Consider the following 15345-nt stretch of genomic DNA (forward strand, 5'->3'; position numbering starts at 1 on the left):
CCGTCTCTTCTGGACACGGCCGGGATGATGGCGCCGTCAGGCGCGGGCTCCGTGGATGCCCGCGGCGAGCTCCTCGCTCTTGGCGGCGAGCAGCTTCAGGCCTTCGGCCTTGTCGCGTGCGGTCCGGTTGTCATCGGCAAGCAGCGTGTGGACGAGCGCGGAGCCGACGATCACACCGTCCGCGTAGGAGCCGACCTTCGCGCCCTGCTCCGCGGTGGACACGCCGATGCCGACGCACACGTTCCTGGCGCCGGCCCTGCGGGTGCGCTCGACGAGCACCTCCGGGGAGGCGTCGAGGCTCGCGCGTTCGCCGGTGACGCCCATGCGGGCGGCCGCGTACACGAAGCCGCGGGCGTTCCTCGCGACGGTCGCGAGACGCTCGTCTGCCGAATCCGGGGAGACCAGGAAGATGCGGTCGAGTCCGTGGCGGTCGGAGGCCTCGATCCACTCCCCCGCCTCGTCCGGGATGAGGTCCGGGGTGATGAGGCCCGCACCGCCGGCGTTCTCGAAGTCGGTGGCGAAACGCTCGACGCCGTAATGGTAGATGAGGTTCCAGTAGCTCATGACCAGCGGCACGCCGCCGGCGTTGGCTACGGTCTCGACGGCCTCGAAGACGCGCCTGATGGTCTCGCCGTTGTTGAGGGCGATGGAGGACGCCGCCTGGATGACAGGGCCGTCCATCACCGGATCGGAGTACGGCAGACCGATTTCGACGGCGTCGACGCCGTGCTCGACCATCGTTCTGAACGCGTCGAGCGAGGTGTCCGGATCAGGGAAGCCGTAGGGCAGGTATCCGATGAAGGCGGGCTTGTTCTCGGCCTTGAACTTGTCGAACATGGCCTCGGTGCGGCTGGGCTTGTGGCTGATGCCAAGCGGCTGTCCGGACGGCGTGGTCGGTGTGGTTTCGGTGTTCGTCATGATATTCGTTTCTCCTCTTCCCTCTCAGGCGACGGTGTTGCCGTGGGCGCCGGTGACTTCGAGCGCCTTGGCCTGATCGTCGGTCAGGTATCCGAACCACTTGCCGGCGGTGGCCATGTCCTTGTCGCCTCGACCGGAGATGTTGACGATCATCACGGCCTTGTCGTAGCCCTTGGCCTTGAGATCCGCGGCGGCCTTGTACGCACCGGCGACCGCGTGCGAGCTCTCGATGGCGGGGATGATGCCCTCGGTCTGGCTCAGGTCGCGGAAGGCGTTCATGGCCTCCTCGTCGGTGGCCCACGAATAGTTGACGCGGCCGATGTCCTTGAGCCACGCGTGTTCGGGGCCGACGGACGCGTAGTCGAGGCCGGCGGAGATCGAGTAGGTGTCGAGCGTCTGGCCCTCATCGGTCTCCAGCAGGTAGCTCTTGGCGCCTTGGAACATGCCGAGCTGGCCGGTGCCGGGGGCGAAGCGGACGGCGTGGTGCCCGGTCTCCGGCCCCTTGCCGCCGGCCTCGTAGCCGTACAGGTTCACGCGTTCGTCGTCGAGGAACGCGTTCATCACGCCGATGGCGTTGGAACCGCCGCCCACGCAGGCGCAGATCGCGTCCGGATGGTCGATGCCATACCAGTCCTTGAGCTGCTGCTTGGCCTCCTCGCCGATGATCTTCTGGAAGTCACGCACCATCTCCGGGAACGGATGCGGGCCCGCGACGGTGCCGAGCAGATAGTGGGTGTCCTTGACGTTGGTGACCCAGTCGCGCAGCGCCTCGTTGATGGCGTCCTTGAGGATGCGGTCGCCCAGCGTGACCTCGACGACCTCGGCGCCGAGCATGCGCATGCGGGCCACGTTGAGGGCCTGGCGGCGGGCGTCGATCTGACCCATGTAGATGCGGCACTTCAGGCCCAGCATCGCGCACACGGTGGCGGTGGCGACGCCGTGCTGGCCGGCGCCGGTCTCGGCGATCACGCGGGTCTTGCCCATACGCTTGACGAGCAGGGCCTGGCCGAGCGCGTTGTTGATCTTGTGGGCGCCGGTGTGGTTGAGGTCCTCGCGCTTGAGGAAGATCCTCGCATCGAGACCGGTCTTCTCGAAGACCAGTTTGGAGAAGCGCGGCGCTTCGGTCAGCGGGCTCGGGCGGCCCACGTAGCGCTGCTGCAGCGTCATGAACTCCTTGTGGAACTCGGGGTCGGCCTTGGCCTCGTCGTAGACGCGTTCGAGCTCGTCAAGCGCGGTGATCAGCGCCTCGGGCACGTAGCGTCCGCCGAACTGCCCCCAGTACGGTCCGTGGTGTTCGCTCAACGGGGTGGTTTCGGATGCTTTCACTCTTGCTCCTGCCTTCACTAGTCGTTCCACTGCAAGTTCATGGTCGTCGGCGGTGGCGACGCCCTCGCCGACCAGCACGGCGTCCGCGCCGGCACGTCCGTAGTCCTCGACCTCGACCGCGCCGAAGACGCCGGATTCCGCCACCTTGACGACGTCGTCCGGCAGGTTCGCCGCGAGCTCGTCGTACTTGTTGACGTCCACCTTCAGGTTCTTCAGGTTGCGGGCGTTGATGCCGATGACCTTCGCGCCGACGGCGATCGCACGCTCGATCTCCTCACGCGTATGAGTCTCGACGAGCACCGTCATCCTCAGCTCATGCGCGAGGTCGAGCAGGTGCTTCAGCTTCGCGTCGTCCAGCGCGGCGACGATGAGCAGCACCAGGTCGGCGCCGTGGGCGCGCGCCTCGAAGATCTGGTAGTCGGTGACGATGAAGTCCTTGCGCAGCACCGGGATGTGCACGGCGGCGCGGACCTTGTCGAGGTCGTCGAGGGATCCGAGGAACCGACGGCCTTCGGTGAGCACGGAAATCGCACTCGCACCGCCCTTCTCGTATTCGCGGGCCAGCGCGGCCGGATCCGGGATGTCGCTCAGATGGCCTTTGGACGGGGAGGCGCGCTTGATCTCGGCGATCACGGGGATGCCGTCGGCGCGCTTGAGCCATCGGACCGCGTCGATCGGGGCCGGTGCCGCCAGCGCGGCCTTCCTGATCTCCTCCAACGACGTGACCTGCTCGCGGGCCTGCTGTTCCTCCAGTGCGCCCGCCACCAATTCGTCCAGTACCGACATGGTCCTCCCCTTGGTTCTTGAAGTCTGACCATGCGCCACCATAGGCCACGTCCGCGCGGAACCGTCCGCGTCGTCCCACGTTCCGGGCACATGTCACGCCATTCCCACATGCGCCACGCCGCACGCCGATGACGTCCCGCGCACATCCGGGATCCCGTGTCGTCGGCCATGCGACGTCCGCGCTCATTCGCCGCGCAGCGCCTCCGTGGGCGTGAGCCGTGCGGCGCGTGAGGCCGGGTGGATGCCGGCGAGGACGCCGACGAGCACGGCCGCGCACCAGGCCAGCGGCAGCGACTCCCAATCCAGCGCGAACGGCTGACGGGCCCACATGGCGACGCCCGCGGCCGCCCCGGCCCCGATCATGACGCCGGCGAATCCTCCGAATGCGGAGAGCATGGCCGCCTCGGTGACGAACTGCATGCGGATGGCTCCGGGCGTGGCGCCGAGCGCGCGCCGCAGGCCTATTTCTCCGCGACGTTCCATCACGGTGACGATCATCATGTTGGCGATGCTCATGCCTCCCACGGCCAATGCGATCACGCCAATCATGAGCCCCAGCATGGTCAGCGAGTCGTCGGTGGTATTGCGCGCCTCGGACAGGTCGGCGGATGCGTTGACCGACACTCCCGATCCGGTGAGGTTCGCCGCATGGGCGAGCAGACGCCGCAGCGATTCCGCGTCGCCGGGCTTCGTGCGCACGTAGATGGCGCTGATCCGTCCGATGCTCGCCGCCTGGTCGGGATAATGCGTCTTCGCATACCTCAAGCCGATGATCGCGGACGAGTCGAAGCCCTGCGCCTTCGGTAACGGATCGAGGATGCCGATGACGCCGTACCATGCGTCGTCGATGAGGATGCGATCGCCGACGCCGATCACGCCGAGCCGATAGGCGGCCTCGGATCCGAGGACCGTGACAGGAAGGCCCTCGTTGGCCGCGTCGATGCCATGCCCCTGAGCGAAGGAGGCTCCGACGGCGGCGAGCGCGCCCGGTCTCATGACCGACAGCGCCAATGCGTTGCCGTTGGCGCCGGGCACGAACTCGTTCTTGAAGATCTTCACGTGCTCCGGTGCGGTGCCGAAGACGCCGACCCGTTCGACCTGTGGTTGCCGTGCGAGGGTCTTCGGTGCGTATTCCGGCAGCGGTATCGGCTGTCGGGAGGCGTCCTGGCCGGGAGCGACCACCTGGAGGTTGGCGCCGAGCGTGTCGAGTCGTGTGAGCAGTGCCGCCTGGTTCGATGCCGCGATGCCCGATAGCGCCACATACGCGGCGACGCCGAGCGCGATGCCCAGCGCCGCGAGCACCGTACGTGATCTGCGGCCGGTGGCTCCGACCCACGCTGTGTGCAGGAGGTCGGCGATGCGTGTGCCCATCGACCTGCGGGCGCTCGTTCCGGCCTTGGCTCCGTGCCGCGTCTCGACGCGGGATCCGTCCGGGTTCATTGTGTTGCCTTTGCTCATGGCCGTTCCCTCCCTTCGGCCGGTTCCATCGTGTCCATGGCCGCCGTCAGTTCCGTCACGACGCCGTCCTGGATGTGCAGTCGCCGCGGGAACCTTGCCGCGATGGCCGGGTCGTGCGTGACGATCACGAGGCTTGCGCCGTCGTCCGCCGCATCGAGCAGCAGGTCGATGATTGCGTGGCCGGTTGCGGTGTCGAGCGCGCCGGTCGGCTCATCGGCGAAGATGATGTCCGGATTCTTGGCGAGTGCCCGGGCGATGGCCACGCGCTGTTGTTCGCCTCCGGAGAGCTGCGTCGGCCTGTGGTGCAGCCGTTCCTCGAGTCCTACGCGTTCCAGCGCCTCTGTGGCGAGGTTGTTGCGGGAATGCCGGGGCGTCGCCGTGTATTGGAGTCCCGTCATCACGTTCTCCAATGCGGATACGGTTGCGATGAGATGGAACTGTTGGAAGACGAAGCCGATGCGTGCGGCCCGCAGCATGCTGCGTCGGCGTTCGCCCATCGCGCCCACGTCTTCGCCGTCGTAGCGCAGTGCGCCGGTGGAGGGCATGTCGAGTGTGCCGAGCAGGGAGAGGAGCGTCGATTTGCCGGAACCGGATGGGCCGACGATTGCGATGCGTTCGCCGCGGTCGATGGTGAGTGAGGTCTCGTGCAGGATCTCCAACGGACCGCCGTCGCGTCCCGGGTAGCTTTTCGTCGCGTGGTCCAATGCCAGGAGGGGTGTCCGTGCCGGTTGCGTCGCCGGTTCCGGCATGGTGGGGTCCGTCTGTTCCGTGTCCGTCATGACACCACCACCTTGTCGCCTTCCTTGAGTCCGTCGGCTTTCGTCAATTGCACTTGGGCGTTCGCGACGAGTCCGATTTCGACGGGGATGCGTTTGAGTTGGTCGCCGCGGACCACTTCGACCGCATAGGTGTTGCCGGCGGAGGCGATGATCGCGGTCACCGGCACGATGAGCGATTCGGCGGCGGCGGTTTCGTCCGTGTTGTTCGGGATGACGAGTTGTATGGAGGTGGCGCCGAAGCTCGCCACCTGCGTTTGGTCGGGGAAATCGACGCGTGCCGAGGGCGAGGTGACCTGTCCGTCCTTGCCGGTGGACTGTCCTCCTTGGTCGACGGCGGCGAGCGTGGTGTCGATGGTCGTGTTGTTCGGCATGATGACCTGCACCTTGTCGCCGGCTTTGAACGTGGCCGCTTGCGTGGCGGTCAGCGTGGCCTCGACGTGCAGGGCGGTGCCGGTGTAGCTGCCGGGACTGACGTCCCTCTCTCCCAGTTTGGCGGTGACGGTTTTGATGCGGATCGGTGCTGTGGGGACGAGTGCCACCGCGCCGGGATCGAATGCGCCGGTGATCTGGTCGCCCTTCAATCCCAGCGACTTGGCCTGCCATTGGCGTACGGCCTCGCGGGTACGCCAGTCGAAATGGTTGTCGGGTGCGGCGTGGAAGTATCCGAGCTCCTGGAGGTTCTCCTCCAGTTGGGTCACGTCCGGTCCGTCGGGCACGTCCGTCTGCAAGGTGCGCCAGAACGGCCGTGCACCGTGGAAGAGCAGCACGGGCATGCCATCCATCTCGTACACCTGCTGGCCCGTGTTGATTTCCGTTCCGGGCGTGGGCAGTTGGGTGATGACGCCGGTGGCGGGTTGGAAGTCGGAGGCGTCGTCGTATTGGAGTGCGCCGCCGAGCCTTGTCTCGGCGTTGAGCACGCCTTTGACGACCGGTTGGGTGCGCAGTGTGGTGACGTCCACCTGTTTCGTCGACGCCGATTGTCCAGTCGCGGCCTCGTCGCCGATGAGCGTCCATGGTTTTGCGATCATGCATGCGGCCGCCGATGCGGTGATGACGGCGATTGCGACGATCGTCGTGATGATCCTGCGGGCCGTGTCGCCCGATCGCGTCTGTCTGCGTGCCATGTCGCTTCCTCCTTCGTCCGATTCATCCGCCCGGGTCGTGATCCGTGCGGCAGGTCGTCTAGTTGACGCCGTATGCCTCGTCCATCACCTTCGTGTAGTCGTAGCCGTATTCCTCCGGCGTTCCTTCGAATCCGAAGGTGACGGGCAGGTCGCCGGTCGGACATTCCTTGAGGAGGCGGCGGAAGTCCGCTTCGCTGACCGTCGCGGGGATGATGATCGTCGTGGGCTCGTCGCCGAGCGGATCGGCCACCCAGTCGAATCCTTTGGCGCGCGCGTCCTTCGCGTATCGCAGCGCGGCCTGCTTGTCCTCTTCGGAGAAGACGTCGCCCGGGTCGGTGGTTTGCGCGGGCTGCGCGAAGGACGGGTTGGCGGTTTCGCAGTCCGCCCAGGCCTGTCGTTTCGACTCGTAGGGCGAGCCGGTGAGCGCGGTGGAGTCCTTGAACATGACCCAGACCTTGCCGTAGTCGATCGACGTATACATGATGTTCGCATACATCTTTTGGGTGTCGTCGTCGGCGGTGACGGTCATGCCCGAATCGTCGGCGGCGATCGGCTGGCCGGTCTTGTCGATCATGCGCACTTCGACCGCGTTCCTGATGGCGGATGTGTCGTTCGGTTTGACTCCGGGTGCGATGGTCGTCTGCGCTTCGATGCCTTTGGACGTCAGGCATGCGGCGAACTTGCGCGCCGTCTCGTCGACGCGCGCCATCGAGGCGCCGCCGGCCGTGCTCCCGTCCGCCGCCTGCTCCGCGCCGTTCCGGGTGAACGGTGCGGAGCAGGCGGCGAGCGCCATGATGCACAGGGCGGATGCGACGGAGGCCAGGGTTCGGCGTCCGTTGCCGAATCGGGATGTGGTGGTCATGATCGGCTCCTTGTCGATTGCCGGGTTTCGTATGTTTCCATCCAACCGTGCGGCCCGTCACGTGTCGGTGGGATTCCGCATTACCTTCGTCTTACCTGGTCATCGGACCGTCGACTGCTGGACCGCGTTGATGTCGTATGGGTAGTCGCCGATCCAGCTGAAGATGACGGGAACGTCGTCGGTGGGGCATTCCTCGAAGAAGCGGCGCACGTCGGATTCCGGCACGGTGTTGGGGATGACGATGTGCAGGGGTTCGTCGCCGACGGGGTCGGCGACCCAGTCAAAGCCTTTGTCGCGGGCGTCTCGCGCGAATTCCAGCACGGCGGCCTTGTCCTCGGCGCTCGCGTCGACGTCGTCGGCCGTGTATGTCGTCACGCCTTGCGAGAAGGACGAATACCGGGCTTCGCATGCCGCATAGTCGGCTTGTTTGGAGGCGTATGGTGAACCGGCCAACTGTCCGGAGTTCTGCGCGATGATGTACGGGAAATCATCCCCGGTGACGGTGTTCGAATTGACGCCGGACGACGTGATGTTCGGATACAGGTTCGGGTCTCCGGTCCAATCCCGGTTGGTCACGCCGTCATCCCCGGCGGTGACCTTCGGCTGCACCGGGTTGCCGGCCGCATCGATCTCCAGCAGGGCCACCTGGTTGTTGCGCTCCCCTGTGATGCGTGCGTCGAAGCCTTTGGCGACGAGGCATGCGGTGAACTGTTTGGTGAGTGTGGACGCGGGGTATGTCTCCCTGGTCTCGTCCGCACCCGCCTGCATGGCGCCATCCGACGTGGAACCGGCCGACGATCGGGCATCATGCGTGAACGGCGCCGAACAGCCGCCCGGCAGTCCCGGCACCATCAGGCATGCGGCCACGCCCGCAATCATACGATTCGCTTCCATCACAAGCTCCCTCCCGTACGTGCTCGCCGTCGGTCACGGACGGCGGGAACATCCTGAATCCATGACATCTCCGGGACGGTGGCGTGACGGTGGCGGAATCCGTTACCTTCGCATTACCGGACCGGTCGGAGGATAGGCAGGTATCATCGGAACGGGGAGAGGACACGGGAAAGAGGCATGACATGCGCATCCTGATCGTCGAGGACGACCGTGAGCTGGCCGCCGCATTGGACGACGCCCTCAGGTACGAGGGGTATACGACCGACGTGGCCTCGACCGGCGTCGAGGCGCTCCAGGCGCTCGCCGACACGGACGTCGACATCGTCCTGCTCGACCGCGACCTGCCGGTCCTCTCCGGCGACGCGGTCATGGCCACGATCGCCGCGAACAGGATCCCCGTCGCCGTCATCATGCTCACCGCGGCCGCCGAGGTGAGCGACCGGGTCAGCGGACTCGACCTCGGCGCCGACGACTACCTGACCAAACCGTTCGCCTACCCTGAGCTGCTCGCCCGCATTCGCGCCCTGCAGCGCCGCGCCGGCAAGGGCGCCGCCACCCAGGCGGTACTGACGCGCGGCGACCTCACCCTCGACTCGACGCGCCGGCTCGTATTCCGCGACCACGGGCGCACGCTCGTCAAACTCACCCCCAAGGAGTACGGCGTGCTGCTGGAGCTCATGCGCGCCGACGGCGGCTACGTCGGCGTCGACGAACTCTACCGGAGCATGTGGGACGGCGACGGCCTGGGCGACCCCTCCGACGCGATCAAGACCACCATGTACTCGCTGCGGCGCAAACTCGGCGGGCGCGACCTGATCATCTCCACCCGAGGGGAAGGATACCGACTCGCATGACCGACGGGAACGACACGGACGACGTCACGGCACGCGTGGCGGACCGTCCCCCACGCCGCGCGTGGCGGCGCGTCATCGCATGGTTCGCACGGACGTCCGACAAAATCCGTCCCAGAACGTTCCGCGCGAAGCTCACGCTCGCCATCAGCCTCGTGTTCCTCATCGCGCTCGGCTCCGCCACCCTCGTGCAGACGCTCGTCGTCAACGGCATGTTCTCCTACGCGATGACCATCACCTACGAGAACGGACAGGATGGGAAGGAGCCGGACGTGAACGGACCGTCATCATCCGACGGCGACTACATGTCCTCACAGGGATGGAGCGTGGACCCCGATCCCGGAACCTGGCTCGAAGCACATGCGGGCGCGAACACGCCGGATCTTCTCGGCAGCATGAGCGGCGGCAACGGCAGGCATGAGGGAAGCGGCAGCGTCAGCGGCCGGACCGACGGGAAATCCTACCGCGTCGACTGGGGCGGCGACGGATCGTTCACCATCACCACGCCATACGGCATCTCCGTATGGAACCAGGACACCGTCGCCAACGGGCTGCGCATCAGCGCCGCCATCATCTTCGTGTTCTTCGGAGCGACCAGCATCCTCGTCATCTGGACCGTCACCTCGCGCATGTCCAAACGCCTGCAATCCATCAGCGACCAGACCGCCGCGCTCGACCCGTCCGACCTCGGCACGCGCATCGACGTGACGGGAGGCCGGACGGTGAAACGCCGCCGCTGGTGGAACAGACGGCGGAAGCCGTCGAAACGGGACAGGCGCGACGACGAAGTCACCAGACTCGGCGACTCCATCAACGGCATGCTCGACCGCATCCAAGCCGCCTCCGAGGCGGAACGACGGTTCGTGTCCAACGCGTCGCACGAACTGCGCACGCCCATCGCCGCCGTCGAGACGAACCTCGACGCGCCGCTCGCACAGGGACGCTTCCCCGCGGACGTGGAGCCGTCCGTACGCCGGGCCCTCGCCGCCAACCGGCGCGGCGCCGAACTGGTCGGCGCGCTCCTGACCCTCTCACGCATCCAAAGCGGCGCCTACGGCAAGCTCGGCGACGGTGCGGGAGACGCGGCGAATCGCACCGGCATGGGGTCGACGGATCTCGCCGCCTGCGTGAGGGACGCACTGGCGGACGTCGATGGGGAAACCGACGCACGGAACATCGTGGTCGCGTTCGACGTGGACGACGCCGTCACGGCGAATGACGACGCAACCGTCGGGCCGGTACCGGAAGCCACCGGCCTTCCCCCGGTCGTCGTCAAAGCGAATCCGGCGCTGCTGCGGCTTGCCGTCGGCAACCTCATCCGCAACGCCGTCGTGCACAACACGGCTGACGGAGGATCGATCACGGTGACGATCGCACGGGACGACGACTCCCCCATGCACGGGGACGATCGCATACGCCTGACGGTCGGAAACACCACCGACGAACAGCTGCCCGACGACCTGGACGAACTCGTCCAGCCGTTCCACCGTGGCGTGAACTCCCGCATCAGCACCGTCTCCGGAGTGGGGTTGGGGCTTTCCATCGCCGATGCGGCCTGCGACGCGATGGGCGCGCACCTGCGTCTGTCGTCCCGTACGTCAGAAGGATGCCGGACTGTCTTCACAGCCACGGTGGATGGATTATCCGCGCTATCAGGGGTACATTCCACCGGTCTCCGACATCCAACCACGGTATGAGGGGTACCAGCGTATCGACGATCACGGGTATCGACGCCTCTGAATACCGAGATAACGCCGTTCTCATCTCCGCTTTTCCGGACCGGGCACCCCTCATAGACGAGTTGGAAGTCCGCAGGGGACGAAAAGCACCCCTGATAAGGACGATGCCATGACGGAACGGGCTGTCCGCCATGGCATCATGCGATTCGGAATCCTTGGCTCAGGCGAGCGAGGCGCCCAGTTCCCTGATGCGGTCGAGATGGCGGGCGGCGGCCTCGCGCTTGGCCGGGTCGTCATCGCCCATGGACAAGCCGTCGACGTAGACGAGCTCAACGTCCTCCACGCCGCAGTACTTCATGAACGTCTGCCGGCGGATCTGGTTGTCGAGCGCCTCACCGATGCCATCGGACTCATACCAGGCCTCGGTGCCGCCGGTCAGCAAGATCACGCGCACCGTCTTGCCGGCGAGCGCGCCGGGCGTGCCATCGGCGTGGTAGGCGAAGCCGCGGCAGATGACGCGGTCGAACAGGCCCTTGACCATGGCGGGCATCGTGTACCAGTAGACGGGGAACGTGAGGACGATGACGTCGGCGGCGGCGAGCCGGTCCTGGATGGAGGCGACGTCCTTCGGCAGCGGTCCGAGTCCCAAGTAGTGGGCGCGGTCGGCGGATGTATAGACGGGATCGAAGCCGGCCTCGTACAGGTCGAGGACGTCGGCTGCGCCTCCTTGTTCGCGGAATCCGCCGGCGAACGCCTTGCCGACGGCGTTGGTGAGGCTGTCGTGTTCGGGGTTGGAGGTGATGACCAGTGCTGTGCGTGCATTGTCTGTGCTCATGTCTCCCATTGTCGCGCCGTGCCGGACGGAATGCACGCATCCGTGGATTCGATTCCTGATACTGAACTCGAACCCGTTTCATTGACCATCCATGTTCATGGTTGATGGATTATGTCTGGATCGCCTCCCTGCGTCCGATTATTTCCTTCGTTCCTGCCGGTGCTCGCGATGAGCATCCCCGCGATTTTCACATCGGTGAATCTTAGCGAGCAGTCGTCAGGTCTGGACGTTCCCAATAAATCAATGCTGCCGAACCAGATGAGTTCATCGTCGAATACGGCGAACTCGTTGCAAGCTTCCATGGCTTGCACCGTGCACCCCAATGCGCGAAGCCTATCCATGTTGTGCGCCGTCCGTGTGCGTGACGCTTCTGTCGCGTTGGGTGAGACACGTACGTTGACGGCGATCGTCACTCCCCTGCCGGCTGTTTCGAGAATCACGTCGCTCAATTGATCGATGGCATGACGTGTAAGGTATCCGGCGCATATGATTATCCGCCGTCGGCATCGCATGATGTCGTTACGGAACACTGTATGGAATTCATCCGCATTGATTAGAGGAATGGGCTCATCTTCTTCACGGTGTTCAATCGGTGCAACATCTTCGGCGACAGCGCTTTCGCGTGCCAGCAGGACTTTCATCTTGGCCTGTCGTATCGGATCGGCGTTGCCGACCGGCATCATCGGCGTGTAACCCTGCGCCGCGTATGTCTTCAGGCGTTTGCGGTACATGCTGGAGGCCATGGGAATGGTGACGTCGATGTAATCGTAGACACGCACCTCCCGTTTCCCGTCGTTGTCTCGGTGCAATCGTCCGAGGTACTGGATAACCGCCGTTTCGACGGATACCGGCGCTGCGAGCATGAGCGTATCGAGCCGTTTGCAGTCGAATCCTTCGCCGATGTAGCTTCCTATCGCCACGATGGCGAGGCGTTCCTCCACGGGAATATGCTTGAGTTGTTCGAGTTTACTGAATCGGGTCTTCTTCGCTTCGGCACCGTAGAGGAGAATCACGTGGTCGCAACCCCGTTCCCGGAGGGCATTGGCGAGTGTTTTCGCGTGTTCGATGCGTTTGGTGAGTAACAGCGGAGTTCCATTCCCGTTGATGACCGTCATGGTGTCATCGACAATCATGTCGTTGCGGCTCTTGTCTTCACACGCGGCTTGAAGATAATCGTGATAGGTGTATGGCTCGATGAGGTCAAGGTTGACTGAGGTGAATCGCGGTATGTATCGTCTGGAGAATCGCTGCGTCTCCATGTGTTCGTTGACGTCGACGGTGTCGCGGACTGGGCCGCATCGCATGGTGACGATGGGATGCATGCCGTCGTCCCGTTTTAGGGTCCCGGTGAAACCGTAGACGTATTTGGCGTCGGATGCGCGGGCGATCGCTTCGGTGTCGACGGAGGCGACATGATGGCATTCGTCGAAGATAATCATGCCGTAATGTCCGATAAGGTCCTTGACATGCTTGTCTCCGGGGACGTCATCTTTGTCAAACAGTGATTGCGCCAATGCGATGTCGATGATGCCGCTTGGTTCGTTGCGTCCGGCTCCTATCTGCCCGATTACGTGTCGTTTCCTCCGGCTGACTCGTCCGGTTGCGGTCAATAGGGGAGGCAATGTAGCAGTGATGTCGAGGAACTGTCCGAGCCGTTCCCCTCCATTGTTCGAGCAGTGCGGAGGATCTCAGGACAATCAGCGTATTAGTTTTTCGCTCGGCGATGAGGTACGCCGCGATCACGGTTTTGCCGAACCCCGTCGGAGCGATGAGAATGCCGTCATCATGTGCCAGCAGGTTCTGCGCCGCGGCGTTTTGACGTTCGTAAAGCGTTCCCGCGAATTCCACTTGAATCCGCTTGCCCGGGTTGCGCTCGTTGCGATAATCCGCGGTGGTTCCGATGCGGTCCAACAGCGAGTCCAGGGATTCCTTGCACCCTCTTGGCAGAAGAATGGCTTTGTCGGTCTCCTCGCCACGATAGATGATACGCGGTTTGTTGTAGATGGGCTGTCGCATGGCTTGGGCCCGGTAGAAGTCAGGGTTGGAGAACGCGGCAAGGCGGCGTATAGCATTAAGCGCGGCTGCAGTCATGCCGTCTTTGGGAACGGAGAGCATACCCCGTTCGATGACGGTGACGGTTCGCGGCATATCCGTTGCGGACAGGGAATGCACCCCGGTTTTCGACGGCCGACAATCATTCTTCGCCGGCATGTCAGAGGACTGGGATGGAGAATCCTTGGAAACGGAGGGACTCCCCGGTGTACCGCTCACTGCTTTCGTTAGGGCAGCGATGGCGTGTACCCGTTCTGGCGTGATGCGTTTGATTGAGGAGAGATATGCCCACTGATCCTGGTATGGCACAAATCGTTTGTCGACGAATATGCTGTTGCCGTTGTCTCGCGCCATGCGCTGCAGTGGGAGCGCGATTAGGTTGCCGAATCCTCCTGCAGGCAGAACATCCTGATTGGGGAACATGCGGTCGTAGGATCGAAACTCGATGTGGGTCAGATCGGACGCTTCGTTCAGCAAAGCATCTCCCATGCGACGTACTTGCGCCGCATCCATCTGCTCGGCGAGAAACAACCACAAATGTCCACCGTTCCCGGACCGTGAACGTTCTATTGACGGTATTATGCCGTGCCGTTCGCAAACGTCTCGGACCGCCCTGATTTCATCCTGCCAGCCGTCGTCATCGAAATCGATGGCGAGGAACCAGACCTTCGATTCTTGGGACAGAGGGTAGAGCCCGACGACATTAACGAGTCGGTCGTCCCGTTTGGTGAAATGGTCGAGCAGCACCCGGTCGGTCAAGGGTTTGTATCGTCTCTGACCCGGCGACGTGGGAACACGTTTGCCGTCCGCCAAGGTGGTCCATTCGTTCCATGCCGCCGGCGCATATCCGGTTTTGCCGGTCTTCTTGGATATGAATCCATGCGCGTACACGTCATCGCGCCCACGGAACAAGGAACGGAACAGCCTGATCTTCCGCTCGGATTGACTGTGGGCCGTGACAGGGCCGTCGCCACCGCAATCGGGTTCCGTGACCTTCACCGTGTCGGAGATGGGTGTGCTTTTCGAATCCAGGCCTCTGTCTTCCGGATTCTCATGTTCCTGTGGGTTCAGGCGCCCGTACCAGCCGGACCAGTCGGTGACGGCTTCGATGTTGTTGCCGTCCGGGTCGAGCACGAACGCGGAATAGTATCCGGGATGATAGGGGCGCGGCCCGGGCGCCCCGTTGTCACGGCCTCCGGCGGCGAGTGCACTCGTGTAGAAGGCGCACACGGCGGCTTTGTCCTGCGCGAGAAACGCGATATGGGTGACTGGACGCGGCTGCCGCGCCGTATCTGGTTCGTCGGCGGGCGACAGGTAGAAATCGGAGTGCGGAGTACCGTCGTCGACGCCGAATCCGAGCGTGGGCTCGTGATGAGCTTTGACGATGTAGTCGAGCGGGGCGAGCGCCCGCATGTAAAAGGCGATGCTGCGGTCGATGTCGCGTACCTTAAGCGTCAAGTGGTCGAGCATGTCTCCATTGTCGCGCCGTGTCGGACGCGCCGTGTCGGACGCCGATTCCTTGGCCGCACCGGGTCCGGCGTGGACGGTGGTTGACTTCCGTGGTCTCGGGAGTGTACGATTGCTGGATCGTAGGCCGCGGCTACGGCAGCCGCTTGAAGCATCAGGAATCATCCGAACCACGGATACCGGCACAATTGATTGGATTGCATTCACCGGCCGAATCCGCATCATGCGATATGTCCTTTCGGTTTCCCATCGCATGGCACATGCGCGATGGCGATGCCGTGCTCCGACGCCGGGGGAAGGACGGCCGCCGGAGT

12 protein-coding genes and 2 pseudogenes are annotated in these 15345 nt (G+C 64.3%); 2 read left to right on the forward strand and 12 right to left on the reverse strand.

The genetic code is table 11. The annotated features are described in order from the left end of the window. Positions 1-36: 36 nt before the first annotated feature. The 7 genes from trpA to KIH78_RS00600 all read right to left on the reverse strand — a co-directional run bounded on the left by trpA (position 37) and on the right by KIH78_RS00600 (position 8147). Complete coding sequence (trpA, locus tag KIH78_RS00570; RefSeq protein ID WP_219130799.1) at positions 37-918, reverse strand: tryptophan synthase subunit alpha; 882 nt, start codon at positions 916-918, stop codon at positions 37-39. A gap of 24 nt (positions 919-942) precedes the next feature. After that, entirely contained in the window at positions 943-3030 is a 2088-nt protein-coding gene (locus KIH78_RS00575; RefSeq protein WP_219130800.1) for a bifunctional indole-3-glycerol phosphate synthase/tryptophan synthase subunit beta, read from the reverse strand. Between the two features lie 183 nt (positions 3031-3213). Continuing rightward, positions 3214-4488: an ABC transporter permease gene (locus KIH78_RS00580; RefSeq protein ID WP_219130801.1), complete on the reverse strand. Its 1275-nt coding sequence runs from the start codon at positions 4486-4488 to the stop codon at positions 3214-3216. Next, positions 4485-5267, reverse strand: coding sequence for an ABC transporter ATP-binding protein (locus tag KIH78_RS00585; RefSeq protein WP_236034307.1), 783 nt, complete (start codon positions 5265-5267; stop codon positions 4485-4487). The genes KIH78_RS00580 and KIH78_RS00585 overlap by 4 nt, the downstream gene beginning before the upstream one ends. Further along, on the reverse strand, positions 5264-6391 hold the full coding sequence (locus KIH78_RS00590; protein WP_219130802.1) for a peptidoglycan-binding protein: 1128 nt from the start codon (positions 6389-6391) through the stop codon (positions 5264-5266). The genes KIH78_RS00585 and KIH78_RS00590 overlap by 4 nt, the downstream gene beginning before the upstream one ends. A gap of 58 nt (positions 6392-6449) precedes the next feature. Next, a complete protein-coding gene (locus tag KIH78_RS00595; protein WP_219130803.1) occupies positions 6450-7253 on the reverse strand; it encodes a hypothetical protein in 804 nt (267 codons plus the stop codon). Between the two features lie 99 nt (positions 7254-7352). Further along, entirely contained in the window at positions 7353-8147 is a 795-nt protein-coding gene (locus tag KIH78_RS00600; RefSeq protein ID WP_219130804.1) for a hypothetical protein, read from the reverse strand. A gap of 182 nt (positions 8148-8329) precedes the next feature. Between KIH78_RS00600 and KIH78_RS00605 the strand changes: the two genes are divergently transcribed. Next, positions 8330-9001, forward strand: a complete 672-nt coding sequence (locus tag KIH78_RS00605; protein WP_219130805.1) for a response regulator transcription factor — start codon at positions 8330-8332, stop codon at positions 8999-9001. Next, positions 8998-10695, forward strand: a complete 1698-nt coding sequence (locus KIH78_RS00610) for a sensor histidine kinase (protein WP_236034308.1) — start codon at positions 8998-9000, stop codon at positions 10693-10695. The genes KIH78_RS00605 and KIH78_RS00610 overlap by 4 nt, the downstream gene beginning before the upstream one ends. Positions 10696-10897: 202 nt before the next feature. On the opposite strand, the gene KIH78_RS00615 is transcribed toward KIH78_RS00610, so the two are convergent. From KIH78_RS00615 to KIH78_RS10510, 5 genes and pseudogenes are all read right to left on the reverse strand, one after another. Further along, complete coding sequence (locus tag KIH78_RS00615) at positions 10898-11512, reverse strand: NAD(P)H-dependent oxidoreductase (RefSeq protein WP_219130806.1); 615 nt, start codon at positions 11510-11512, stop codon at positions 10898-10900. Between the two features lie 95 nt (positions 11513-11607). Further along, positions 11608-13122, reverse strand: a complete 1515-nt coding sequence (locus KIH78_RS00620; RefSeq protein WP_338024087.1) for a DEAD/DEAH box helicase family protein — start codon at positions 13120-13122, stop codon at positions 11608-11610. Continuing rightward, positions 13007-13660, reverse strand: coding sequence for a DEAD/DEAH box helicase family protein (locus KIH78_RS10835; protein WP_420830091.1), 654 nt, complete (start codon positions 13658-13660; stop codon positions 13007-13009). Before KIH78_RS10835 ends, KIH78_RS00620 begins: the two co-directional genes overlap by 116 nt. A gap of 156 nt (positions 13661-13816) precedes the next feature. Next, positions 13817-14563: pseudogene (locus KIH78_RS10840) on the reverse strand (TOTE conflict system archaeo-eukaryotic primase domain-containing protein); the annotation flags it as partial. Between the two features lie 87 nt (positions 14564-14650). Next, positions 14651-15034, reverse strand: a pseudogene (locus KIH78_RS10510) (VOC family protein); the annotation flags it as partial. Between the last annotated feature and the right edge of the window lie 311 nt (positions 15035-15345).

The sequence above is a fragment of the Bifidobacterium saguinibicoloris genome (assembly GCF_019331725.1).
GTDB lineage: Bacteria > Actinomycetota > Actinomycetes > Actinomycetales > Bifidobacteriaceae > Bifidobacterium > Bifidobacterium saguinibicoloris.